The sequence below is a fragment of the Streptomyces anthophorae genome, assembly GCF_049310305.1.
Classification (GTDB): Bacteria; Actinomycetota; Actinomycetes; order Streptomycetales; family Streptomycetaceae; genus Streptomyces.
Window position 1 is genome coordinate 1,243,648 of the sequence record NZ_JBLWQQ010000001.1, and the last position, 23,768, is coordinate 1,267,415.

19 protein-coding genes and 2 pseudogenes are annotated in these 23,768 nt (G+C 70.6%); 14 read left to right on the forward strand and 7 right to left on the reverse strand.

Translation table 11 applies throughout. The features are described from left to right. Positions 1-31: 31 nt before the first annotated feature. Positions 32-1,525 carry an AMP-binding protein gene (locus tag ACNYS0_RS05490; protein ID WP_422471521.1) on the reverse strand — a complete coding sequence of 498 codons (1,494 nt, stop codon included), beginning with the start codon at positions 1,523-1,525 and terminating at the stop codon, positions 32-34. Between the two features lie 160 nt (positions 1,526-1,685). On the opposite strand from ACNYS0_RS05490, the gene ACNYS0_RS05495 reads away from it, so the two are divergent. The 7 genes from ACNYS0_RS05495 (at position 1,686) to ACNYS0_RS05525 (ending at position 8,573) form a co-directional block, all read left to right on the forward strand. After that, positions 1,686-2,930, forward strand: a complete 1,245-nt coding sequence (locus ACNYS0_RS05495; protein WP_422471522.1) for an aromatic ring-hydroxylating oxygenase subunit alpha — start codon at positions 1,686-1,688, stop codon at positions 2,928-2,930. Positions 2,931-3,045: 115 nt separating this feature from the next. Further along, the gene (locus ACNYS0_RS05500; RefSeq protein ID WP_422471523.1) at positions 3,046-4,413 is read left to right on the forward strand and encodes a M20 family metallopeptidase; all 1,368 of its coding nucleotides are present in this window, start codon (positions 3,046-3,048) and stop codon (positions 4,411-4,413) included. Further along, positions 4,410-5,369, forward strand: coding sequence for a DODA-type extradiol aromatic ring-opening family dioxygenase (locus ACNYS0_RS05505; protein ID WP_422471524.1), 960 nt, complete (start codon positions 4,410-4,412; stop codon positions 5,367-5,369). Before ACNYS0_RS05500 ends, ACNYS0_RS05505 begins: the two co-directional genes overlap by 4 nt. A 122-nt stretch (positions 5,370-5,491) precedes the next feature. Next, entirely contained in the window at positions 5,492-6,217 is a 726-nt protein-coding gene (locus ACNYS0_RS05510) for an IclR family transcriptional regulator (protein ID WP_422471525.1), read from the forward strand. Positions 6,218-6,359: 142 nt separating this feature from the next. After that, positions 6,360-7,364 (forward strand): NAD(P)/FAD-dependent oxidoreductase, encoded by a 1,005-nt coding sequence (locus tag ACNYS0_RS05515; protein WP_422471526.1) that lies wholly within the window; start codon positions 6,360-6,362, stop codon positions 7,362-7,364. Between the two features lie 7 nt (positions 7,365-7,371). Continuing rightward, positions 7,372-7,692 (forward strand): ferredoxin, encoded by a 321-nt coding sequence (fdxA, locus tag ACNYS0_RS05520; protein WP_422471527.1) that lies wholly within the window; start codon positions 7,372-7,374, stop codon positions 7,690-7,692. Between the two features lie 71 nt (positions 7,693-7,763). Continuing rightward, entirely contained in the window at positions 7,764-8,573 is an 810-nt protein-coding gene (locus ACNYS0_RS05525; protein ID WP_422471528.1) for an alpha/beta fold hydrolase, read from the forward strand. A 46-nt stretch (positions 8,574-8,619) separates the two neighbouring features. Here ACNYS0_RS05525 and ACNYS0_RS05530 read toward each other — a convergent pair whose 3' ends face one another. Continuing rightward, positions 8,620-10,053 (reverse strand): endo-1,4-beta-xylanase, encoded by a 1,434-nt coding sequence (locus ACNYS0_RS05530; protein ID WP_422471529.1) that lies wholly within the window; start codon positions 10,051-10,053, stop codon positions 8,620-8,622. A gap of 316 nt (positions 10,054-10,369) precedes the next feature. Here ACNYS0_RS05530 and ACNYS0_RS05535 point away from each other — a divergent pair, with 316 nt between their 5' ends. Further along, a complete protein-coding gene (locus tag ACNYS0_RS05535) occupies positions 10,370-11,839 on the forward strand; it encodes a non-reducing end alpha-L-arabinofuranosidase family hydrolase (RefSeq protein WP_422471530.1) in 1,470 nt (489 codons plus the stop codon). A 154-nt stretch (positions 11,840-11,993) separates the two neighbouring features. Here the strand turns inward: ACNYS0_RS05535 and ACNYS0_RS05540 are convergent. Further along, positions 11,994-12,818 (reverse strand): annotated as a pseudogene (locus ACNYS0_RS05540) (AbgT family transporter); the annotation flags it as partial. Positions 12,819-12,892: 74 nt separating this feature from the next. Between ACNYS0_RS05540 and ACNYS0_RS05545 the strand changes: the two are divergent. The 3 genes from ACNYS0_RS05545 to ACNYS0_RS05555 are packed head-to-tail and all read left to right on the forward strand — an operon-like array spanning position 12,893 to position 17,921. After that, a complete protein-coding gene (locus ACNYS0_RS05545) occupies positions 12,893-13,393 on the forward strand; it encodes an AsnC family protein (RefSeq protein WP_422471531.1) in 501 nt (166 codons plus the stop codon). Then, positions 13,394-15,625: a protein kinase domain-containing protein gene (locus ACNYS0_RS05550; protein ID WP_422471532.1), complete on the forward strand. Its 2,232-nt coding sequence runs from the start codon at positions 13,394-13,396 to the stop codon at positions 15,623-15,625. A 58-nt stretch (positions 15,626-15,683) separates the two neighbouring features. Continuing rightward, positions 15,684-17,921, forward strand: a complete 2,238-nt coding sequence (locus ACNYS0_RS05555; protein WP_422471533.1) for an outer membrane protein assembly factor BamB family protein — start codon at positions 15,684-15,686, stop codon at positions 17,919-17,921. Here ACNYS0_RS05555 and ACNYS0_RS05560 read toward each other — a convergent pair. Then, positions 17,902-18,285 carry a hypothetical protein gene (locus tag ACNYS0_RS05560; protein WP_422471534.1) on the reverse strand — a complete coding sequence of 128 codons (384 nt, stop codon included), beginning with the start codon at positions 18,283-18,285 and terminating at the stop codon, positions 17,902-17,904. The two genes, ACNYS0_RS05555 and ACNYS0_RS05560, sit on opposite strands and share 20 nt — an antisense overlap. A gap of 76 nt (positions 18,286-18,361) precedes the next feature. Further along, a complete protein-coding gene (locus ACNYS0_RS05565) occupies positions 18,362-18,679 on the reverse strand; it encodes a hypothetical protein (RefSeq protein ID WP_422471535.1) in 318 nt (105 codons plus the stop codon). A gap of 70 nt (positions 18,680-18,749) precedes the next feature. On the opposite strand from ACNYS0_RS05565, the gene ACNYS0_RS05570 reads away from it, so the two are divergent. From ACNYS0_RS05570 to ACNYS0_RS05580, 3 genes are all read left to right on the forward strand, one after another. Then, positions 18,750-19,601, forward strand: coding sequence for a LysR family transcriptional regulator (locus ACNYS0_RS05570; protein WP_422471536.1), 852 nt, complete (start codon positions 18,750-18,752; stop codon positions 19,599-19,601). A 248-nt stretch (positions 19,602-19,849) separates the two neighbouring features. Then, positions 19,850-21,007 carry an LLM class flavin-dependent oxidoreductase gene (locus ACNYS0_RS05575; RefSeq protein WP_422471537.1) on the forward strand — a complete coding sequence of 386 codons (1,158 nt, stop codon included), beginning with the start codon at positions 19,850-19,852 and terminating at the stop codon, positions 21,005-21,007. 8 nt (positions 21,008-21,015) lie between these two features. Continuing rightward, positions 21,016-22,449: an MFS transporter gene (locus tag ACNYS0_RS05580; protein ID WP_422471538.1), complete on the forward strand. Its 1,434-nt coding sequence runs from the start codon at positions 21,016-21,018 to the stop codon at positions 22,447-22,449. Between the two features lie 98 nt (positions 22,450-22,547). Here ACNYS0_RS05580 and ACNYS0_RS05585 read toward each other — a convergent pair. Both ACNYS0_RS05585 and ACNYS0_RS05590 read right to left on the reverse strand, forming a co-directional pair. Then, a pseudogene (locus ACNYS0_RS05585) lies at positions 22,548-22,919 on the reverse strand (GNAT family N-acetyltransferase); the annotation flags it as partial. 27 nt (positions 22,920-22,946) lie between these two features. Beyond that, entirely contained in the window at positions 22,947-23,768 is an 822-nt protein-coding gene (locus ACNYS0_RS05590) for an SDR family NAD(P)-dependent oxidoreductase (protein ID WP_422471539.1), read from the reverse strand.

A 23,768-nucleotide genomic window follows, 5' to 3' on the forward strand; every position in this document is an offset into this window, starting at 1 on the left:
CCGCCGCAGGCGGTGCCAACGCCCCGGCTCCCTAGCCGAATCGGTCCCACGTCTCCTTCGTGACCCCGCGCGACCGCAGCACGGACTTGCGCACCTTCCCCGTCTCGGTGAGCGGCAACTCCCCCACCACATCCACGTATCGCGGCACCGCGAACCCCGGCAGCTCCGCCGCGCAGTGCCGCGCGACCTCCGCCGGCTCAAGACCGCTCCCGGCGCGCGGCACCACAGCCACCATCACCTCGTCCTCGGCGAGTTCGGACGGCACCGGGAACGCGGCGGCCTCCTCGATGCCGGGATGAGTACGCAGGGCGCTCTCGACCTCGTACGAGGAGATGTTCTCGCCGCGGCGCCGGATGCAGTCCTTGACGCGGTCGACGAAGCGGAACCAGCCGTCGGGTTCGCGCACCACGCGGTCCCCGGTGCGGCGCCACGAGCCGGGGTCAAGCGCCGCCTCCCCCAAGTACCCGGTGGCGAAGGCGTGTTCCCGGGCGGTGCGGACCACGAGTTCACCGGGGGTTCCGTCCGGCACGTCGGCGAGGTCCGTGTCGACGACCCGCGCCTCGAAGCCGTCGCGCACCGTGCCCATGTGCCCGGGGCGACAGTCCTCCGGTACGGAGCCGATGACCAGGTTGGTCTCCGTGGAACCGAACCCGTCGACGAGCGTCACACCGAAGCGTTCGCGGAAGGTCTCCCACAGCCCGCCGGGCGTCCCCGGGCCGAGCCCGCGCCACGCCCGGTGCGCACGGTCACCGGGTCCGGGCGGTTGCGCGAGCAGCATCGGCACCATGGCGCCGAGCACGTACACGCACGTGGCTCCGGTCTCGGCGGCCCGCCGCCAGTGCCGCGAGGCGGAGAACTTGCGGTCCACCACGATGGAGGCGCCCACGGTCATCGCCTGCGCCAGTGTGTTGAGGGCGTTGGTGTGGAACAGCGGGAGGCACGTGTAGAGGGTGTCGTCGGCGGTCAAGCGCAGCGAGTCGGCCACGTTCCGGCCCCACCAGGCGAACTGGGCGTGCGGGCAGCGCACGCCGCGGGAGGGGCCCGTGGTGCCGGAGGTGAACAGGACGGCGGCCGTGTCCCCCGGCCGGGACGGGTGCGGGGCGAGCGCCTCGTCGACGCCGGGGACGGGCGCCCGCGGCGAACCGGCAACCCATGCGTCGCCCGCGTACTCCACCGCCTCCACCCGCTCGGCGAATTCCTCGTCGACGTACAGGAATTGGGGCTTCGACTCGTCCAGCGCGTGCCGGAGCAGCCGCCCGTGCAGTGCGGTGTTCAGCGGGACCACGACCGCGCCGAGCCAGGCGCAGCCGAGGACCAGGTCGACCAGTTCGACGCGGTTGGGGAGCAGCGCGGCGACACGGTCGCCCGGTCGGCAGCCGCGGGCCGCGAGCGCGCCGGCCATGGTGGCGGCGGCGTCGCGTGTCTGCGCGTAGGTGCGCCGGGTCCCGTCGACGGTGAGGAAGGTCCGCTCGCCGTGGTGCGCGGCCGCCGCGTCGACGAGGCCGGGAATCGTCATGCGGTTCATGAGCGGATGCTGTCCACCCGCTCCCGTCCGCTCAAGGCCGCCGGTTCGCTGACCGGTCCGCGCAAGCCCGGTCCGTTCACCGGAACAGGTTCATAGGCGGGGGCCGCACTCCGTCGGATGCTCGTGCCGCACACCCACTTGAGCAGGAGGCCACGACGAGATGACGACGAGCGAACGATCCCCCGCCGTGAAGAAAGCCGCCGAGAAGCAGCCCGCCAAGGCGCGCCGCGCGTCCGACGACAAGATCGGCCGGCAGGACTGGTCGTCCTGGCCCCACTACGACGCGGCGGCGTCCGGTTTCCGCGGCTACTGGTACCCGGTCACCTGGGCCAGCCACATCACCGGCGACCCCAAGCCTTTCACGCTGTGCGGCGAGAAGATCACGCTGATCCGCGACAACGGCAAGGTGTACGCGCTGCACAACCGCTGCCCGCACCGCGGCGTGCCGCTGTCCGAGGGCAACCAGCAGTTCCCCGGCACGGTGTCCTGCCCGTACCACGGCTGGACCTTCGACCTGCCCACCGGCAATCTGTCCGCGGTCATCACCGACGGCCCCGGCTGCCGCCTCACGGGCAAGCTCGGCGTGCGCACGTACGCCGTCGAGGAGCGGCTCGGCATGGTCTGGGTGTACATGCCGGTCGCCGACGAGGAGCCGCACCCGATCGACGAGCAGCTGCCCGAGGAGCTGGTGTCGAACGCCTTCGTGATGGGCGGCCGCTTCGATCAGCGCGGCGGCAACTGGCGCTTCGCCTGCGAGAACGGCTTCGACGAAGGACACGCCAAGTACCTCCACCGCACGGCTCTTTGGCGGCTGCTCAAGCCGATGCCGACGTGGAACATCACCCGGATCGTGCCGGAGGGCCGCTGGATCTACCGCGTCCAGGACGAGGTCTACTGGGATGCCGACTTCCCGGGCGTGGGTCGCTGGACCAACAAGCGGTGGTGGATGAAGCAGCCTCCGGAGGGGACGTTCAACCTCGGCAACACCGGCGCGACCGACAAGGTCGACCCGGTGATCGAGTCCCAGAACTTCCCCGGCTTCGCGTCGCTTTCGATGCCGGGCATGCTGCGGATCGCCTACCCCAACTTCATGCACTACGAGTTCTACGTGCCCATCGACGCCGACAACCACATGTACGTCGGCGTGATGGTCAACTTCAAGCGGGGCTGGGACACCCTCCGCTTCTACGGCAAGTACCTCGGCGCCATCCGCTGGCTGTTCCACGGCCAGTTCTCCGGCCAGGACGCCTGGATGGTCGACATCACCGACGCGCCGCCGGAGAAGCTCTACCGCCCCGACGTGTCACTGACCGCCTGGCGCAACCTCAGCGAGGAGCAGTACGCCAAGAAGCTCGCCGCCACAGGCGTCGACCCCGCCGCGGACACCACGGAAAAGGAGGCCTGATCATGGCCCGCACCCTGTTCAAGATCCTGCTCGGCGTCGCGGTCGCGGTGGCACTGCCCCGCGCCAAGCAGCTGTTCGCGGAGAAGACCATGACCCAGGTCCACCGGGTCAACCAGTGAGCTCGGGCAACGACCCCGACGGACTCTCCGGACTCGACGCACAGCGTCGCGGCTGGGTGTCGGAGGCGTGGAAGCACGTCACCGAGGAACGACTGCGCGAGCTGATCGTGGGCCTGGTCGGTGTCCCCAGCCCGACCGGTGACGAGCGTCCGCTGGCGGAACACATCGCGGGGACGCTCGCATCGACCGGCCTGCGCGCCGCCTGTCAGCCGATCGACGCGCGGCAGGCCAACGCCTGGGCCCGCCTCGAGGGCGACGGTACCGGGCCCGACCTGATGCTGTACGCGCCCATCGACACGTTCACCGTGGGCGAGGAGAGCGAGGACGTTCCGTGGGCCGGTCCGAAGCTGCGGGAGGACATGCGTCCCGAGGCGACGGTCTACGACGACCTGGTGACCGGTCTCGGCGCCTCCAACCCCAAGGGCCACGCGGCCTGCGTGATGATGGCCGCCGAGGCGATCGCGCTCGCCGGGGTCCCGCTCACCGGGGATCTGGTGGCCGCGTTCGGTGCGGGCGGCATGCCGACGAACGCCCGGCCCGGCAGCGACCGGTTCAACACCGGTCAGGGCGTGGGCTGTTCGTTCCTGCTCGAGCAGGGCGTGTGGACCGACTACGCGGTCATCGCCAAGCCGGGGTGGACCGTGTCGTGGGACGAGGTCGGCCTGGTGTGGTTCGAGGTGACGGTGCACGGCACCCACACCTACGTGGGCTCGCGCCACCGCCTCCCGTACGACAACGCGATCAGCCGCGCCGGCGACGTCGTACGGCACCTGGAGCAGTGGTTCACCGAGTACGCGAAGCGGCACACCGGCGGCACGGTCGCGCCGCAAGGGGTCGTGTCGTCGGTGCGCGGCGGCTGGCCCCGGCTCGCCGCCGCCACCCCGGCGGTCTGCACCCTGCGCGTGGATCTGCGGATCGGGCCGGAGACGACGCCGATGCGGGCGAAGCGTGAATTCACCGCCGCTGTGGATGAGTTGCGGCGCTCGATGCCGGGGCTCGACGCGACCGTGGAGATGATCCTGGCGATTCCCGGGACGTCCACGAGCCGGGAGAGCTGGGTGTTCCGCAGCGCGGTCGCCGGATGGGAGGCCCTGGAGGGCCGCCCCCATGAGGTCGTGACCGGCAACAGCGGCGCCACCGACGCGAACATCCTGCGCGGGCGGGGCATCCCGACGGTCCGTGTCGGCATGCCCAAGGTCACCGAGGCACCGTTCGACATCGACTTCACCCGCGGCATGAACACCGTCTCCGTACAGGAGATGCAGAAGCTGACCCGCCATCTGATCCGTACGGCGGTCGACACCGTCACCCGCTCCCGCGCGGACTGCGAGGCCGCCCTGGAGCCGGAAGGAGCAACGGCATGAGCGAGATCGTGCTCGGCATAGGGGCCTCCCACAGCACGCTGATGAACACGCACTGGGAGGAGACCCTCCACAAGGACCGCGCCGAACGCTTCCGCGACGCGCTCGGTGCGGCCCGCGCGGAGCTGGCCAGGACCCGGCCCGACACCGTCGTCCTGATCGGCTCGAACCACTTCCGCGGGTTCTGGCTCGACCTCATCCCGCCCTTCACCCTTGGCGTCGGGGAATGCATCGCGAGCGGCGAGTCCGGAACTCCCAAGGGTCCGCAGCCTGTTGATGTGCCGCTCGCTCAGCACATCGCCGACTCGCTGGTGGAGAGCGGACGGTTCGACCCGGCGTTCTCCGCCAGGCTCCAGATCGACCACGGGCAGTCGCACGCCATCCAGTACCTGCTCGACGGGCTCGGCGTGGAGATCGTGCCGCTGGTGGTGAACGTCTTCGCGCAGCCGCTGCCGACGCTGGAGCGATGTCAGGAGCTGGGGCGCGCCATCCGCGAGGCCGTGCTCGCCTTCCCCGGCGACCGGCGCGTCGCGGTGGTCGGATCGGGCGGGCTCTCGCACCGGCTGCCCTGGCCGGACTGGCGCGAACCGCACGGCGACGACGAGGAGTTCATGGTCGGCGCCTGGCTGAACGGGCGCGACAACTGGCAGGACTACGACAAGCGCCGCCGCGAGATCATCCGGGCCGCCGAGGCCTCCCTCACGCCGGAGTTCGACAACGAGTTCCTGGCCCTGCTCGAACGCGGCGAGGCACACCGCCTCACCGCGTACACGACGGAGGAGCTGGAGAAGGCCGCGGGCAACGGCGCCCAGGAGCTGCGGACGTGGCTGCTGATGGCCGCCGCCCTCGACCATGCGCCCGCCCGGCGTCTGGCGTACGAGCCGATGCCCGAGTGGCTCACCGGGATGGGGGTCGCGGTCATCGACCCGGCGGCCGCGGACGCGGGGCAGTCGGCATGAGCGGGGCGGCCGGGGCACCGACGGCCGATCACCGCCCGGGCGTCACGGGGGCTGCCGGGTTCGTGCTCTCGGCACGTCGCACCGAGCCGGGGCCGGCGGCAGGGCCGGACGACGCGGACCCGATGAACTCCGTTCTGGGGAAGGTCCGTCCGATCCTGGAGGCCTTCACCTCCGACGACGCCGCGCTCTCGCTGGCCGAACTGGTGCGCCGGTCGGGCGCGGCCAAGGCCACGGTGCACCGGCTGGCCCAGGAGCTGGTCACCTGGGGGCTGTTGGAGCGCGAGGGCTGCGACTACCGGCTCGGTCTGCGGCTGTTCGAGCTGGGGCAGCGGGTGCACCGGCAGCGCATCCTGCGCGAGGCCGTGCAGCCGTACATGGAGGATCTCCTCCTGATCACGCGGGAGACCATCCATTTCGCCATCCCCGACAGCCTGGACGTCGTCTACCTGGACAAGATCTTCCCGCATCGCGGGCTGAACGCCGAGTCCCGGGTGGCGGGCCGACTGCCGCTGTACTGCACGGGCACCGGCAAGGCGATCCTCGCGTACTCGCCGCCTTCGCTCTTCGTCGACGTGGTCCGGGGCGGCCTCAGGCCGATCACCCGGCACACGGTGATCTCGCCGGGCCGCCTGCGCGCCCAGCTCGACCGGATCCGGGAGGAGGGCATCGTCCTGGAGTCCGAGGAGATCAGACTCGGCTACGCGAGCCTGGCCGTTCCGGTGTTCGCCGGAGGCACCACCCTGGTGGGCGCGATGTCCATCACGGCGCCCACCTACCGGATGGACGCGGCGGGGTACGCGACGGCGCTGCGGACCGCCGCGCTGGGCATCGGCCGGTCACTCGCATAGCCGCGCCGCCTCGTACGCACGCGATGGGGCCCGCCGGACGGCGGGCCCCATCGCCGTGCCGTGGGACCTGTCCGCCGGGACCGTCCTGCTCACCGGAACGACTCCGTAGGGGGAACCACCCCCTCGTTCCTACGCTCACGCCATGAGCCAACTCACCGACGACACCGGCGTCCTGACCACCGACGTCCTGATCATCGGCGCAGGACCCGCGGGCCTGTACGGCGCGTACTACGCCGGGTTCCGCGGCCTGAGCGTCACCGTGATGGACGTCCTTCCGCAGCTCGGCGGGCAGATCAGCGCGATGTACCCCGAGAAGCCGATCTTCGACATCGCCGGTTTCCTGTCCGTGCGCGGCCGCGACCTGGTGGACGGTCTCGTCGCGCAGGCCGAGCCGTACTCCCCGCACTATCTCTTGGGCCATCGGGCCGCCGAGCTGACGCACGACGCCGACGGGCTGCCGGTCGTCCGCAGCGACCAGGGGGCGACGGTGCACGCCAAGGCGGTCGTCGTCACGGGCGGCGTGGGGACGTTCACGCCCCGCCCGCTGCCCGCCGGTGAGGAGTTCCTCGGGCGCGGGCTCGAGTACTTCGTGCCGGACCCGCCCGTGCACGCGGACCGGGACGTGCTGGTCGTCGGCGGCGGTGACAGCGCCTTCGACTGGGCGGCGCTGCTCGCCCCGATCGCCCGCTCGGTCACCCTCGTGCACCGCACCGCCCGCTTCCGCGCCCACGCGGCGTCCGTGGAGAAGGTCCGCGACCTCGGCGTCGACATCGTCACCGACAGCGAGGTCGGCCGGCTCATCGGCGCCGACCGCGTGGAGCAGGCCGAGATCAGGCACCGCACCACCAAGGAGACCCGTCTCGTCCCGGCCGGAACCGTCGTCGCCGCGCTCGGCTTCCTCGCCGACCTCGGCCCGCTCAAGGACTGGGGCCTGGACCTCAACGCCCGGAAGATCACCGTCGACACCCACATGGCGACCAACCTGCCCCGGGTGTTCGCGGCGGGCGACATCACCGACTACCCCGGCAAGGTCCGTCTGATCTCGGTCGGCTTCGGCGAGGCCGCCACCGCCGTCAACAACGCGGCCACCGTCATCGACCCGGAAGCGGCCCTGTTCCCCGGCCACTCCACCGAGAAGGAGCACTGAACACACCATGGCGTACGTCATCGGCTCGTCCTGCGTCGACATCATGGACCGGTCCTGCATGGAGGAGTGCCCGGTCGACTGCATCTACGAGGGCGAACGCAAGCTCTACATCAACCCCATGGAGTGCATCGACTGCGGGGCCTGCGAGGTCGCCTGCCCTGAGCAGGCGATCACCGTCGACCGCAAGGCCGACCCGGACTTCCGCGAGGACAACAAGGCCTTCTTCGTGGAGATCCTCCCGGGCCGCGACAGCGCGCTCGGCTCCCCCGGCGGCGCGACGCCGCTCGGCCCGGTGGGCATCGACACACCACTGGTGAACGCCCGGTGACCCGCTCACCGACCTCATCGAACCCGTCGGCGCCTCGATGCCGCCGGCCCTGTGACGAAGGCGAGTCACCCATGACGGACACGACGTACACGGACACGACCACGCTGCGGAAGGGCTACGCTCCCAGCCGCTTCGGCCAGTTGCACTACGTGGAGTGCGGCGACGGCGAGCCCGTGCTGCTGCTCCACCAGACACCCCGCTCCTGGACCGAGTACCTCGACGTGCTCCCCCTGGTCGGGACCCGGTACCGGGCGATCGCGATGGACACCCTGGGCTACGGAGCCTCCGCGAAGCCCGCCGAGCCGCACACCATCGAGCGGTTCGCGGACGCCGCGGGCGACTTGATCGAGGCGCTCGGGTTGGACCGCTTCCACCTGGTCGGGCACCACACCGGCGGGGTGGTCGCCGTCGAGGTGGCGGCCCGCTTCCAGGACCGGGTGGCCAGTCTCCTGCTGTCGGGCACCTCGTTCGTCGACGACGAGAAGCGGGGCAGCGGCCACGGCACCGTCGACCACGTCGACCCCGCGCCCGACGGCGCGCACCTGCGTGAGCTGTGGGACAAGCGACGCCGCTTCTATCAGCCGGGCGAGGAGGCGGCACTCGGCCGGTACGTCATCGACGCGCTGACCGTGCTCGACCGTGTCGAGGAGGGCCACGCGGCGGTGCGCGGCTACGCCATGGAACCCCGCCTGTCGAAGATCACCGCGCGCACGCTCGCGGTGTGCGCGCCCGATGACTCGTTCTCCCGGCCGTCGTTGGCGAAGTTCGCGGCGGCGCTCGGCTGCCCGACCAGGGTGCTGTCCGCCGGTCACGTCGCGGCGCCGGAGCAGGTGCCTCAGGAGTTCGCCGACACCGTCGTCGAATGGGCCGGAAGCGCGTGAACCGGCCGGACGGGGGCGCCGCGGTGGCGGCACCCCCTCCGGGTCATCAGGTGCGGGTCCAGCGCTGGTTGCTGCCACCCGAACATGAGTAGAGCTGGATCTGCGTGCCGTTGGCGGTACCGCTCGCGGCGGCGTCGAGGCAGAGGCCGGACTGGACGCCGACGATGGAACCGTCGGAGTTCAGGCGCCACTTCTGGTTGTCGGCGCCCCAGCAGCTGTAGATCTGGACCTTGGCGCCGTTGCCGGTGCCACCGGCGTCCAGGCACTTGTTGCCGTAGACCTTGAGTTCACCGGCGGACGTGAGGGACCACTGCTGATTGGTGCCGCCCGAACAGTCCCAGAGCTGAACCTGGGTGCCGTCGGTGGTGCTGGAGCCCGGTACGTCCAGGCAGCGGCCCGAGGCGACGCCCTTGATCTGCCCGGCGTCCGCGGGAGGAGTCGTGGACGAGCCGCCGTTGAGCGCGTTGAGGACGGAGGTGTAGGCGGCCTTCTTGCTGCCGTCACCGTTGAACAGCAGCGGTGTGTCGCTCGAGCGCCAGGAGTCGGTGTCGCGCACACCCCAGACGGTGATGCCGAGGCAGCGCGACACGGCCAGGCAGTCGTTGGTGACACTGGCGTACGTCGAGGCCGAAGCGCCCTGGATGTCGAGTTCGGTGACGGCGACGTCGACGCCGAGCGCGGCGAAGTTCTGCAACGTGGTGCGGAAGTTGCTGTTGTACGGGCTGCCGCTGTTGAAGTGCGCCTGGAAGCCGACGCAGTCGATGGGTACGCCGCGCTGCTTGAAGTCCTTGACCATGTTGTACATGGCCTGGGTCTTGGCCCACGTCCAGTTCTCGACGTTGTAGTCGTTGTAGCAGAGCTTGGCGGCCGGGTCGGCGGCGCGCGCGGTGCGGAAGGCGACCTCGATCCAGTCGTTGCCGGTGCGCTGGAGGTTGGAGTCGCGCCGGGCGCCCGAACTGCCGTCCGCGAAGGCCTCGTTCACGACGTCCCACTGGGCGATCTTGCCCTTGTAGTGGCCCATCACGCCGTTGATGTGGTTGATCATCGCCTGGCGCAGGTCGCTGCCGCTGAGGCTCTGCATCCAGCCGGGCTGCTGGGAGTGCCAGGCGAGGGTGTGTCCGCGCACCTTCTTGCCGTTCTGCACCGCCCAGTTGTAGACGCGGTCGCCGGCGGTGAAGTTGAACTGGCTCCGCTGCGGTTCGGTGGCGTCGGGCTTCATCTCGTTCTCGGGCGTGACCATGTTGAACTCGCGGTTCGCGATCGACGTGTACGCCGATTCGCCCAGCTTGCCGGAGGCGATGGCGGTGCCGAAGTAGCGGCCGCTCTGCGCGGCCGCGGCGCCGAGCGTGCTCTCGGCGGCGTGCGCGCCCGGCGGCGAGACGAGTCCGGCGGCCACGCCGAGAACGCCGACGAACAGCGCTAACAGCAGGCTGCGGAGCCTTCGACGGACAGCGGGTCTGGAGAGGGCGTACGAGCCCATGGCTGTGCCTCCAAGGGGGGAAATCACGGAACGTGCGGGTCGTGGTTCGCAGTCTCGAACAGTGATCGGAGTTGCAGACACGGATGATTGAGGCATTGGCGGTGCATCGTCAATAGATCCCGCAGAAGAAATTTCCGGACCATACCCGAAAGCTTCCGGAGCGCCAATAACCCACTGTTTGAGGCCAGTTCGGCAACATGCCTTGACCGGAGGGCCCCGCATTCCTAGCTTGTGGCGTCACAGATTCCGGGAATTCTTCGAAAAGCTTTCGGAGGGGTCCCCGTCCTCTGCCCCCACCCGCCAAGGAGTCCTTCCGATGTGGTTCCGCCCATCTCTCCCGGTCCGCCTCAGACACTTACTCGCGCTCCTCGCGCCCCTCCTGCTCGTGGCCGGCTTCCTCGGCGCCCAGCCTGCCGCCGCGGCGACCGTCGACCCCAACGCCTCGTACGTACTGGTCAACCGCAACAGCGGCAAAGCCCTCGACGTCTACAACCTGGCGACCAGTGACGGCGCCCGCATCACCCAGTGGCCCCGGAACGACCAGGCCCAGCAGCAGTGGCAGTTCGTCGATTCCGGCGACGGCTACTACCGCGTCAAGTCCCGCCTCTCGGGCAAGGTCCTCGACGTCCAGAGCAAGTCCACCGCCAACGGCGCCGCGATCGTCCAGTGGACCGACCAGAACGCCACCAACCAGCAGTGGCGCCTCGCCGACAGCGCGGACGGCTACGTGCGGCTCATCGCGCGCCACAGCGGCAAGGCCCTGGAAGTACAGGGCGGCTCCACCGCCGACGGCGCGAACATCGTGCAGTACGACGACTGGGGCGGCGCCAACCAGCAGTGGAAACTGGTCAAGGTCGGCGACGGCTCCGGCTCCGGCTCGTGCGATCTCCCGTCGTCCTACAGCTGGACATCGACGGGCGCGCTGGCACAGCCCAAGTCGGGGTGGGTGTCACTCAAGGACTTCACCGTCGTCCCGTACAACGGCAAGCAGCTCGTCTACGCGACGACGCACGACACGGGGACGAGCTGGGGCTCGATGAACTTCGGCCTGTTCAGCAACTGGTCGGACATGGCCTCGGCGAGCCAGAACACGATGTCCTCCGCCACCGTCGCGCCGACGCTCTTCCACTTCGCACCGAAGAACATCTGGGTGCTCACCTACCAGTGGGGCGGGTCCGCCTTCTCCTACCGGACGTCGAGCGACCCCACCAACCCGAACGGCTGGTCGTCCCCGCAGGTGCTCTTCTCCGGAAGCATCTCCGGCTCCGGAACGGGCCCCATCGACCAGACGCTCATCGGTGACGGGACGAACATGTACCTGTTCTTCGCCGGTGACAACGGCAAGATCTACCGGGCGAGCATGCCGATCGGGAACTTCCCGGGCAGCTTCGGCTCCTCGTACACGACGATCATGAGCGACACGACGAACAACCTGTTCGAGGCCCCGCAGGTCTACAAGCTCCAGGGCCAGAACCGCTACCTCATGATGGTCGAGGCGATCGGCTCCCAGGGCCGCTACTTCCGCTCGTTCACGGCCACCAGCCTGAACGGTTCGTGGACGCCCCAGGCCGCGACCGAGAGCAACCCCTTCGCCGGCAAGGCCAACAGCGGCGCCACCTGGACCAACGACATCAGCCACGGCGAACTGCTCCGCACCGGCCCCGACCAGACCATGACCGTCGACCCCTGCAACCTCCAACTGCTCTACCAGGGCCGCAGCCCCAACTCGAGCGGCGACTACGGCCTCCTGCCGTATCGCCCGGGGCTGCTGACACTGCGGCGCTGAACGGAGGGCCGGGGGCGGGCCCCGGATGTGTCTCAGTTACTTGAGGCCGATCTCCGCCCCCGGCCCGAGCGGCAGATCGAATCCGTAGAAGACCGCCAGGGCGGAACGCCGCCTGGGGCAGGGCCGGGTTCATGCCGAGCAGCATGAACGCCGGGACGAACACCGGCCCGATCAAGGACCACAGCGCGGCCGCCTTCACAGCCATCAGAACGCCCACGTTGGACCAGTTGAGGACGGCGATGACCTGGGCCGCGACGAACGTCATGATCACGTATCCGGCCATGCCCCGCACCGATTCGGTCATCGCCTCGACGACGCTCCCCGAGCCGGTGAGCGTCTTCACAGTGACCCCGTACACCACACCGGCGAGCAGGAACGCGCCGAACCGGACCGGGACGATGCCGTCGAGCAGCGCGGAGGGCACCAGTGCCCCGCCGTCGCCGCGCAGCGGCGCCCCTTCGGGCAGCCACAGGAGCAGGACGGCGGCCGCGTACACGAGGACGGCCAGGGCCGTGAGCAGCAGGCCGCGGCGCTGGACCGGAGTGAGGGCCACGGACTCCGCCGTCTCCTCGGCACCCGACTCCCATGCGGGCAGCCTGGGTTCGAGCACCCGGCTGATCAGGAAGCCGCCGATCAGGCCGAGGACGAGGCTGCTGGAAGCGGTGAAGAAGTAGTTGGCGAGGATGTTCACGTCGACGTGGTGAGTGCCTGGCAGTACCTCGATGGCCCGCTGGGTGATGCCCACGTACAGCGCGTCGAGCGAGCCGATGGTGAACCCGGCCGCGTATCCGGCGGTGACACACGCGAAGCCGCCGATCAGACCGGCCACCGGGTGGCGGCCCGCGCTCTTGAAGGCGACACCGGCGAGCGGCGGCAGCACGATCGCCGCCACATCGCTCATCATGTGCGCCTGGGAAGCGACGAGCGCCACCACGTACGGCAGCAGGGCGCGCGGGGCGCGGGCGAGGGTGGCCCGCATCGCGGTCTCCAGCAGGCCCACCTTCTCGGCGACTCCCAACGAACATCAAGCACACGGCGGGCGGGCGTGACCTCGTGGTGACGGTGCACACGGCCGACCTGCACGAACTCACCCACCTGACCGCCGAGTTGTTCCGCGCGACGACCGGCGTACGAGCCACCCGGACGCGTGTGTCCACGGGCACGCCCATCGAGGGCAGCAGGTGGCGGCTGCGCAGCCTGGACGCCGATCAGGCGGCCCGCATCGAGGCCGCCGCGCCCCTCCCGTGGCCGCGGCCGCCGGCCCCGGAAGCTCCCTGGGATGCCCTGGACGCGCGGCTGCTCGAACTCCTCAGCGCGCACGGCCGCATGTCACTGCGCGACCGGGCAGCGGTAACTGGCGCAGGCCCCACCACTGCGCGCCGCCGCGTCCAGATGGATCCCGAGTTCGTGGCCGTCTGCACCGTCGCTTCGGTCCGCAGCATGCTGCGCGGCGCGGGTGGCCCTCTTCCTGCCGCAGGTGGTAGGCGCCTGGTCGCGCTGCGCACGCAAGGGAACCGTGCTCGCCGTGTTCAAGTCCTTTACTGTGTGCGGTAGATGAGCCGCAGGAGCGGGCAGGATGAAGGCGGCGCCGACGGGGCGGGCGGGACGTGGGACCGGAGGGGGAGCGTGATGGTGTACGCGCCGTTGACGCCGGCGGACCCTGAGCGGGTTGGGCGTCACCGGCTGGTGGCGCGGCTCGGCCAGGGCGGCATGGGCCGCGTCTACCTGGCCCGATCGCCCAGTGGCCGCGTGATCGCGGTGAAGGTCATCCGGTCCACCGTGGTCGACTCCCCCGGCTTCCGGCAGCGGTTCGTCCGCGAGGTGGCGGCGGCCCGCCGTATCAAGGGCATCCATACCGCTGCCGTGGTCGACGCCGATACTGACGGCACCCCGGCCTGGCTGGCCACCGAATTCGTTCCAGGACTGTCCGTTCATGACGCCGTCGCGACGTACGGCCCCTGGCCGGAGCAGGCGGTGCGGTGCCTCGGGGCCGCGCTCGCCGAGGCACTGCAGACCATTCACGACGCCGAAGTGGCCCATCGCGACCTGAAACCGTCGAACGTCCTCCTCGCCGCGAACGGCCCGTGTGTCATCGACTTCGGCATCTCGATCACCCCTGAGGACACCGCCCTCACGGAGACCGGCATGGTGGTCGGCACTCCCGGTTTCGTGCCACCGGAGCAGTTGCGCGGCGAAAGGGCAGGCCCAGCCGGGGACGTATTCGCCCTCGGCGCGGTGCTGGCCTACGCGGCGACGGGCGCTGGCCCCTTCGGGCCCGGCGCGGCTCACGCCGTGCACTTCCGTGTTCTGCACCAGGAGCCGGACCTGAGCGGGCTGCCCGACGGGCTGCGCCGGTTGGTGGGCCGCTGCCTGTCCAAGGATCCCGGCAAGCGGCCCGGCGTAGCGGAGTTGGTGGACGAGTGGGGTGACGCGACACCTGCACCCGGCGCCGCCGAAGAGGCAAGTTGGCTGCCCGGGCCTGTGGCCACGGAGATCGACCGTATCCGCAGAGCGCCGCTTCCGGACATCCCGACGCAGACGGGCACCCGCCCCAAGGAGGCGTCAACGCCGACTGAGTATCCGGCTGTTGTGTCGATCGACACCGGTCCGGACATCTCGCGCGCTTCCGTCCCTGCAGACCCCGCGGACCCTGCCCACGACGCTTCCGCGCGTCCGGGGCCCCTGACCCGGCGTCGGCTCCTCGCCGGGCTCGCCGTTGCGGGGGTCGGCGGGACGGTTGTGGCCGTGAACGGTTTCTGGGCGCCGGGCGACAAGAAGCCGACTCCCGCACCCTCCCATGTACGGCAGTTGTGGTCCGCCTCGTTGGCCGGCGGGCTGAAGCTCTCGGTGGTCGCGGACGGCCTGGTTGGTCTCGGCGTCGACAAGCTGGGCTCGACGACGAACACCGCGCGTGTCCTGGACGCCGGCACCGGCGGCCTGCACTGGCAGCGCAAGGGGCTGGGTGAGGGCGCCGTCATCACCTCGGTGTCCGAAGGCACCGTGTACTACGGCGCCGGCAATTACCTGTACGCGGCCGACGCGGCCAGCGGTGAGACCCGCTGGAAGCTGAAGACGGGGCTGCTGCGGTTCGTTCCGATCACCGCGGGTGGCAGCACGTGTCTGTACTTCCCGCAGGGTCTCTTCGTCGTCAATGCCGCCACCGGCAAACTGCAGTGGTCGTACCGGTTCGTCAAAGGGCGCACCGAGGAACTCGTGGCCGCCGACGGCACGGTGTATTTGTGCGGCGATCGGACATTGCACGCCGTGAGCACCGCGGCGCATGAGCGGGCCTGGACGTTCGACGCGGACAGCAAGCTGGTCACGGTACCGGTCGTCGCCGCCGGAACCGCCTACTGCGCTGGGCTGGACGGCTCGTTGTACGCCGTGGACTCCTCGACCGGCAAGGAGAAGTGGCGCCGCAAGTTCGACGGCAAACTGTGGGACTCGCGGATCGCGGGCGGGGCCGGTGCCCCCGTGGTGTCCGGGGGCACCGTGTACTTCGAGAACACCGCCTACGTCACTGCCTTCCGCACCGGGAGCGGCGACCAGGTGTGGCAGCACAGGTCGTCGGCCGACGACCTCCGGCTCCTGGGCGTGGCCGCTGGTTCCGTTCTCCTCGCGGAACCGGACGGGACGCTCACCGCCCTCGACTCCGGCACCGGCCGCCGCCGGTGGAAGCAGCGCCTGACGAAGTCAGCGGACTTCCGCTGGAGTCCGAAGTTCGCCGACGGAGCCGTCTACTTCCAGGACGGGAGGCGGTTGCGCGCCGTGACGGCGGCGGACTGAACCGCACCGAGCGGTCATCGACACGGCGCCGGTACCGGTGCACCGAAGGGAGAACCAGGTGGCGGGGCACGCACCGCTGGAGCCGGGAGACCCGGAGCAGATCGGCCCGTACCGGATGCTGGGCAGACTCGGCGCGGGCGGCATGGGCCGGGTGTACCTGGGCCGGTCGCCGGGCGGCCGTAACGTCGCCGTGAAGGTGGTCCGCGAGGAACTTTCCGACGACGCGGCGTTCCGGCAGCGCTTCACCCGCGAGGTCGCAGCCGCACGGCGCGTCACCGGCTACTTCACCGCCGCGGTCGTGGACGCCGCCCCGGACGCTGACCCGCCGTGGCTCGCCACCGCGTACGTGCCCGGCCCGTCCCTGCGCGACGCGGTTGCCGACCACGGCGCCTGGCCGGAGGGCCCCGTCCTGGCCCTGGGAGCCGCGCTGGCCGAGGCTCTCGAGAGCATCCGCGCGCAGGGCCTGGAGCATCGCGACCTCAAGCCTGCGAACGTGCTGCTCGCCGACGACGGCCCCCGCATCATCGACTTCGGCATCTCACGGGCCGTGGACGACACCCGACTCACCCTGACCGACGCCGCGGTCGGCACCCCCGGCTACATGCCGCCCGAGGTCCTCCTGGGCCGGCCCACCGGCCCCGCCGGTGACGTATTCGCCCTGGGCGCGGTCCTCGTGTACGCGGCGACGGGCAAGGGGCCCTTCTCGGGTGGCAATGCACACTTCACCAACTACCGTGTCGTCCACGAGCCACCCGACCTCGCGGGTGCACCGGACCACGTCGCGCGGCTCGCGGCGCGCTGCCTCGACAAGGATCCGGACCGGCGGCCTACAGCGGCACAACTGGTCCAGGAACTCGAAGAGTCAGCAGCCGCGCGTCAGGGTGGACACATCATCCCCGGTTGGCTGCCCGAGGCGGTCACCGCGGAGATCTCCCGCGGGCAGAACACGTCGTTTGCCAATCGGGGCTTCGGGGCCCTGTCCATCAAACCCGACCCCGACGGAACGCCTCCGCCGGGAGATGACGGCACGGACCGCTCCCCCACCCTCTCCCGAACATCCCTCGCAACCAAGGCACTTGCGTCTGCCCAGAAGCCCGACAAGCGCCCGAGGCGGGCCGTGCGTCGCGCAACCCTGATCGGGCTCGCCTCCACCGTGGCCCTGACACTGCTGATCACCCTGAGTGTCGTCCTGCTCAACCGGGGCGATGACGGCGCAGACGCCGATACGGGCAAGCAGTCCACGCCAGGTCGGATGTCCCTCGACGAGGAGTGGACATACGACGGATCCGTCATCGACTCACCTGTGGTCGCGGACGGCAAGGTCTACGTCACCGACCGCGGTGGCGCCTTGCGAGCCGTGGACGCCAAGAGCGGACAGCAGGTCTGGTCCTACAAGGGCCTGGACGACGCACGGTTTCCGGGCACGCTGGGCGGGGCGCTGTACGTCTCCGATCTCGACTCAGGAACACTGCACTCCGTGAACCCGGACACCGGGACAAAACGATGGGCGTTCGAAGCCCGCAGGAAGGACAGCGGCGACCCCGGCAGCTTCTCACCGGTCGCGTGGGCGGGAGATACCATCTACGTGGCGAGTTACTACCTCGAAAGCAACACGGTGCTCCACGCACTGGACGCCCGCACCGGGCGCGAGCGCTGGCATCGCGCCTTCGGCAGCGGGCTGTCCAAGGCCCTGACCATTGCTGACGGAGTGCTCTACGTGGGCGCATCCGAGCGCTACCAGCCGTACCTCTACGCGCTCTCGGCCGACACAGGCAAGCAGCGCTGGCGCATCAAGGCCGGCAAGCCCCATGGCAACATCGCCTTCGCCGTGGCACACGGGGACACCGTGTACTTCGGCCTGCACTACGGCGACAAGGTGTACGCCGCGGACACCGCGAGCGGCAAGGTGCGCTGGACGGTCCGTTCGTACCTGGAGAACCCGGAGCTGTCCGCGCCCGTCGTCGCCGACGGCGTCGTGTACGTGACGGCCTCGGACAAAACCTACGGCGACGCCAAGGGAGCGGGTGCCGTGTACGCCTTCGACGCCCACTCCGGCAAACGCAAGTGGGAACACACCACCGACGGTCCCGTCTCACCACCGGTGCTGACGGACGGTGCCCTGTACCTCAGCGAAGGCGGCACCCTGCGGGCTTTCGACGCCGGAACCGGAAACCCCTTGGGCAGGGCATCTCTTTCCTCCGGCGCGACGGCCTTCACGGTTTCCGGTGATCACGTGTACTTCAACAGCGGCGACGAGAAACTGCACGCCGCACGTATCACCTTGACTCGGGGCTGATTCGGGCTAGGCGGCGGGCCACCACGAAGAGGGCTGCCGCTCCGGCCAGCAGTACGACACCGATCGCGGTCCGCACGGCGAAGGGGTCACCGTGCCGGGCGGCGATGACGGTCCTCACCGCCACTCCCACGCCCAGCAGACCGAGGAGGGCAGCCAGGGAAACGACTGCGCCCGGGTTGCCCGCCTTCCTCATCTCCTGGGATGCGGGCCGCGGTTCGGGCACGCCCCAAGGTGGCGGAGGGGAGGGGAAGGGGGTGAACGGCCGCGTGCAGCGCAGCACCAGATACCTGGGCTGCGCGCGGTAGCCCTCGACGCGAGTGAGTTCGTAACCGTGCTGGTGGGCGACCCATAGCGTCTGCTCCATGGTCCAGCCGGTGCCGGAGGCCAGGACCCTGGCCTCCGGCCTGTCACCCCGACCGCCCCCGTTCGACAGGACCCGGTCAGTCCAGCGGCTCGTGATTCACGTAGGCGACCTTGTACGGGTACCGGCCCTGCCACCGGTGAATGATCTCCTCCACGCCGGGTGCCTCGAACGCGGCGCCGAGGGCCTTCAGGTCGGCCACCCCGAACTGGATCACCGCAGTGGCGATCAGCGCGGGGATGGCCTCCTCGCCGGGGACGGGGATGTGCCGCCGGGCGGAGGTCGTCAGGACGTGGCCGGAGTCGACCATGACCTTTTCGATGTCCTGGAGGAATTGGTCGAGGTCGGCGTCCGGAATGGCACCTTCGAAGGAAACGAGCATCGTGTGTTGAATCATGCGTCCATCGAAACAAGCCGGGGGCCGCCGCGTCCAAGACCCTCTGAGCCTCGAACGATAACCTGGAGGCATGGCTGAGCTGGAGACACGGGAGATCGAGTACGTCGTCGCGGTGGCCGAGGAGCTGCACTTCGGCCGCGCCGCCCAACGCCTGGCGATCGCGCAGCCCGCCCTCTCCAAGGCGATCCGCCGCGTCGAACGCCGGCTCGGCGTGGACCTCTTCGTCCGCTCCAGCCGCCAGGTCACGACGACCCCGGCGGGCGAGGCGCTGCTGCGGTACGGGCGGTACGCGCTGGACGCGGTCGACGCGGCGGCGGAGCGGGCCCGCCGGGCCGCGGACGCCGGGGCGGGACTGCGGCTCGTACTCAAACCCGGCGGCGACGCCGACCTGCTGTCCGCGATGCTCGCCGCGTACGCCGAGGAGTCCGACGCGCGCCGGGTCGAGATCGTGTTCAGCGGGCCCACCGACCGCGCGGAGCAGCTGCGGGACGGTCGCGCGGATGTGGGCCTGCTGTACCTGCCGTTCGACGACCTGGAAGGCCTGGCCCACGAGACGCTCCGGGTCGAGGGGCGTGTCGCCCTCCTCGCCGCCCATCACCGGCTGGCCACCCGCGAAGCAGTCCGGCTCGCGGATCTGAAGGGCGAGCCGATGCCGCGCTGGCGAGGCGTCCCCGGCGTCGAAGACGTGAGCGACGACGGCCCCGAGGTGCAGGACGTGAGCCAGCTGATCCCCCTGGTGGCGGTCGGCAGGGCCGTGGCCGTCCTGCCGCGCTCGCTCGTCCACCCCACCCCGCCGGGCGTGGTGTGCGTGCCCGTCACGGACGCCCCCGAAAGCCGCCTGGTGCTCGCCTGGCCGGCCCAGGCCGACCAACCCCTCGTACGGACATTCGTGGCGGCAGCGGTCAGGGCGGCCTCAGCCTGAACGTCCGGCCACTGAGACGGAACTTGACCGACGGGCGTCGATGCGGAACATTTCCCTAGTAATCCAGTAGGAATTGTAGGCAACGAGCAGCAGTGAGGGAGGGGCCCGTGCATCCGCTCGTCTCCCGTCGGCACATCGACCTCTGCCGGCACAAGAGTGCCTGCTGTCGGGGCTGACGCCGCCCCCGCGCGCCACATCCACGGCGCACCCCCACCCCGCTCCGCTCACTGTGAGGTCCTCGCCCCGTCATGTCCGCACTCACCTTCCACTGGTTCCTGCCCACCACCGGCGACAGCCGCCACGTCGTCGGCGGTGGCCACGGCTCGACCCCCGGCACCGCCGGAGGCGACCGCCCGGCGTCCGTGGAGTATCTGGGCCAGATCGCCCGCACCGCCGAACAGCTGGGCTTCGAGGGAGCGTTGACCCCCACCGGCGCCTGGTGCGAGGACGCGTGGCTGACCACGGCGATGCTGACGCAGGTCACCGAGCGGCTGAAGTTCCTCGTCGCCTTCCGGCCCGGCCAGATCTCCCCCACGCTCTCCGCCCAGATGGCCGCCACCTATCAACGGCAGTCCCACGGACGCCTGTTGCTGAACGTGGTGACCGGTGGCGAGAGCGCCGAGCAGCGCGCCTACGGTGACTTCCTCGACAAGGACCAGCGGTACGCGCGGACGGGCGAGTTCCTCGACATCGTGCGCCGCCTGTGGGACGGGCAGACCGTCGACCACCACGGCGAACACCTCCGCGTCGAGGGCGCCCGCCTGAACCGGCTGCCGGACCCCGTGCCCAGCGTCTACTTCGGCGGCTCCTCCCCCGCGGCCCTTGACGTCGCCGCCCGGCACACGGACACGTACCTGACCTGGGGCGAGCCGCCGCAGGCCGTCGCCGAGAAGATCGCCGAGGTCCGCAAGCGGGCCGAACTCCTGGGCCGCACCGTACGGTTCGGCATCCGGCTGCATGTCATCGCCCGCGACACCGCCGCCCAGGCATGGGCGGAGGCCGAGCGGCTGCTGGAAGGCATGGACCCGGAGCGCATCGCCGCCGTCCAGCGCGGCCTCGCGACCTCCGAGTCCGAGGGCCAGAAGCGGATGCGCGCCCTGCACTCGAGCGGCACCAGCACCAGCTCCGACCTGGAGATCTACCCCAACCTGTGGGCCGGCGTCGGCCTGGTGCGCGGCGGCGCCGGCACCGCGCTGGTGGGCAGCCACACGGAGGTCGCCGACCGCATCGAGGAGTACCACCGCCTGGGCATCGACGAGTTCGTCCTCTCGGGCGTGCCGCATCTGGAGGAGGCGTACTGGTTCGGCGAGGGCGTCCTGCCGCTGCTGGAGCGCCGCGGACTGTGGCACCACCCGGCCGCACCGGCCCTCGCCGAGCCCGGCACCGTAGCGTTCGCGGGGGTGTGAGCACGGCCATGAACACCGACACGGACACCGACACCGACCCCGACACACCACCGGCGGAGACCCCGAACGCGGACACGGACACACGTGCAGCGGGCGACGCGACCGGCGGGCGCAAGCTCCGCACCGTCGTCCTCTCCAGCCTCCTGGGCACCACCGTCGAGTGGTACGACTTCTTCCTCTACAGCACGGCGGCGAGCCTCGTCTTCGGGAAGCTGTTCTTCCCGGCGACCAACGGCACGGTGGGCACCATGCTCGCGTTCGCCACGTTCGCGGTGGGCTTCGTCGCGCGCCCCCTCGGCGGCCTGCTCTTCGGGCACATCGGCGACCGCGTGGGCCGCAAGCGCACCCTCGCGTTCACCATGGGCCTGATGGGTGTCTCGACCGCGCTGATCGGCCTCCTGCCCACCTACGCACAGGTGGGCGCGCTCGCCCCCGTCCTGCTGCTCGTCCTGCGGGTCGCGCAGGGTGTGGCGCTCGGCGGCGAGTGGGCCGGGGCCGTCCTGCTGGCCGTGGAGCACGGGCCCGAGGGGCGCAAGGGCCGGTTCGGCAGTTACCCGCAGATCGGCCTGGCGCTCGGACTCGCCCTGGGAACAGGCGTGTTCGCGCTCCTGAGCAACGTACTGAGCGACGAGGCGTTCCTCGGCTACGGGTGGCGGGTCGCCTTCCTGGCCAGCCTGGTCCTGGTGGCGGTCGGCCTGACCGTCCGCCTGAAGATCGACGAGACGCCTGCCTTCCGCGCCGTGCTCGACGGGACGACGGAGCCCCGGGCCGTACCCCTGGTGGAGGTGGCGCGCGACCGCCTGACGCGCCGCCACCTGCTCCTGGGCATGGTGGCCCGCTGGGGCGAGGGCGTGGCCTTCAACACGTGGGGCGTCTTCGCCCTGACGTACGCGACCGGGACGCTCCAACTGCCGCGCACCTCGGTGCTGTTGACGGTGACCGGCGCGTCGCTGGTGATGGCGGCGCTGGTCCCGGTGTCGGGACGGCTCGTGGACCGGTTCGGCGCGCGACGCGTCTACCTGACGGGCATGGCCGCGTTCGGTGTGTCGGTCTTCCCTGCCTTCCTGCTGTTCCGAACGGGCGGCGTGCTGGGCTTCGCGGTGGCGCTCGTGCTCGCGCTGGGCATCGTGCACGCCTGCTTCTACGGGGCGCAGGGCACGCTGTTCGCGGCGCTGTTCCCGGTGCACGTGCGCTACACGGGGATGTCAGCGGTCTACCAGGTGTCCGGCATCTTCGCGTCCGGCATCACCCCGCTGCTGGTCACCGCCTTCCTCACGCTCGGCTCCGGCAGCCCGTGGCTGGCATGCGGGTATCTCGTCCTGTCGGCGGCGGGCAGCGTCTGGGCGACGTCGCGGCTCCGCGAGGAGGACCTGTTCGTGCGCACGGGCAGGGCCACCGACGACAGGTCGGACGCCCGGGCCCAAGAGCCCGTCCCCGCATGATCCGCGGCGGGCGGGGACCCACCAGGTCGGGGAACGTACTTCGTTCCCTGCCGTAACGGGACGTCGACTGCGACGGGACAGCGGGTCGGTGGAGGACGCACCGTCGCCCAGAGCCGCCTGCGCCCGGTCCCGATCGCGGCCTCGAGCACGGCGGAGGCCGCCTCGGTCGCATAGCCCTGCCCGTGCACGCGCCGGAACAACTCGTACGCGATCTCGGGCTCCTCTGTGGAAGCCCGACCGACGGTCAGCCCGCAATACCCGATGAAGTCGCCCACATCGCGGCGGACGACGGCCAACAGAGCAATCCCTGTCAGCGCCGACGCGGTGCGCTGATCCTCGATCACCCGCCGGTTGTGTTCGACCGATGGCATGCCGTCGCCCCTCTCGGCGACGAGCGCACGATGGGCATCGACATCGGACTCGGTCCACGGCCGCAACATCAGTCGAGCGGTTTCCAGGTGGTGCGGCATCGGCGGATACGGCACGGCAACACCGCGCTATTCGGGGAACGGGCCACGCACGGACACTCCTCCGTCAAGGACGAGCTGTTGCCCGGTGACGTAGCGTGCCGCGTCCGAGGCCAGGTAGACGGCGGACGCGGCCATCTCCTCCGAGGTCCCGTAGCGCCCGGCCGGAATCTCCGGGACCCAGTCACCCGCGGACTCCGCATGGTTGACCGCGGTGTTGATGGCTCCGCCGGCGACGACGTTCATCCGGATGCCGTCGGCCGCGTACTCGGCGGCGACGGTGCGTGCCAGGCTGTGCAGACCGGCCTTCGCGGCGCCGTATCCGGCCTGCTTGGGCGCCGCCATGAAGCCGGCGACCGAACCGATGCTGACGATGTTCCCACCCGTGCCCTGCTCCAGGAACACGCGGAGCACGCGCCGCACGGCCCGCACCACGTAACGCAGGTTCACCTCGTAGACGGTGTCCCAGTCCTCGTCGCTCATCTCGTGGAGTTTGACCGCGGGTACGAACGCGACCTGCCCGCCGACCACCGTGACCAGGGTGTCGAGCCCGCCGAGCCGCTCGGCGGCGCCGATGACCATGTCGTCGAGCTGCTCACGCGAGCGGACGTCCCCGCTGATCGCGTGGGCCGGGAGCCCGGTCTTCCGTGCCTCCTCCGCGGCCTCGGCCGCCCGCTCGGCGTCCACGTCGGCCACGACCACGTGCGCCCCGGCAGCCGCGTAGGCGCGGACGATCGCGCGACCGATCCCCGCACCGCCACCTCCCAGAATCAGCGCGCGCATGCCGTCGAGTCTGCCGCTCACCTCGGCCATGTCCCCTCCGTACTCGTCGAGTTGGCCAAGACTAGCCAC

Excerpts from the sequence above, each read along its gene's own strand:
- ACNYS0_RS05490 (WP_422471521.1), bottom strand. The coding sequence starts at position 1,525 with ATGAACCGCATGACGATTCCCGGCCTCGTCGACGCGGCGGCCGCGCAC.
- ACNYS0_RS05495 (WP_422471522.1), top strand. The coding sequence starts at position 1,686 with ATGACGACGAGCGAACGATCCCCCGCCGTGAAGAAAGCCGCCGAGAAG.
- ACNYS0_RS05505 (WP_422471524.1), top strand. The coding sequence starts at position 4,410 with ATGAGCGAGATCGTGCTCGGCATAGGGGCCTCCCACAGCACGCTGATG.
- ACNYS0_RS05510 (WP_422471525.1), top strand. The coding sequence starts at position 5,492 with ATGAACTCCGTTCTGGGGAAGGTCCGTCCGATCCTGGAGGCCTTCACC.
- ACNYS0_RS05515 (WP_422471526.1), top strand. The coding sequence starts at position 6,360 with ATGAGCCAACTCACCGACGACACCGGCGTCCTGACCACCGACGTCCTG.
- fdxA (WP_422471527.1), top strand. The coding sequence starts at position 7,372 with ATGGCGTACGTCATCGGCTCGTCCTGCGTCGACATCATGGACCGGTCC.
- ACNYS0_RS05525 (WP_422471528.1), top strand. The coding sequence starts at position 7,764 with ATGACGGACACGACGTACACGGACACGACCACGCTGCGGAAGGGCTAC.
- ACNYS0_RS05530 (WP_422471529.1), bottom strand. The coding sequence starts at position 10,053 with ATGGGCTCGTACGCCCTCTCCAGACCCGCTGTCCGTCGAAGGCTCCGC.
- ACNYS0_RS05535 (WP_422471530.1), top strand. The coding sequence starts at position 10,370 with ATGTGGTTCCGCCCATCTCTCCCGGTCCGCCTCAGACACTTACTCGCG.
- ACNYS0_RS05550 (WP_422471532.1), top strand. The coding sequence starts at position 13,394 with ATGAGCCGCAGGAGCGGGCAGGATGAAGGCGGCGCCGACGGGGCGGGC.
- ACNYS0_RS05560 (WP_422471534.1), bottom strand. The coding sequence starts at position 18,285 with ATGGAGCAGACGCTATGGGTCGCCCACCAGCACGGTTACGAACTCACT.
- ACNYS0_RS05565 (WP_422471535.1), bottom strand. The coding sequence starts at position 18,679 with ATGATTCAACACACGATGCTCGTTTCCTTCGAAGGTGCCATTCCGGAC.
- ACNYS0_RS05570 (WP_422471536.1), top strand. The coding sequence starts at position 18,750 with ATGGCTGAGCTGGAGACACGGGAGATCGAGTACGTCGTCGCGGTGGCC.
- ACNYS0_RS05575 (WP_422471537.1), top strand. The coding sequence starts at position 19,850 with ATGTCCGCACTCACCTTCCACTGGTTCCTGCCCACCACCGGCGACAGC.
- ACNYS0_RS05580 (WP_422471538.1), top strand. The coding sequence starts at position 21,016 with ATGAACACCGACACGGACACCGACACCGACCCCGACACACCACCGGCG.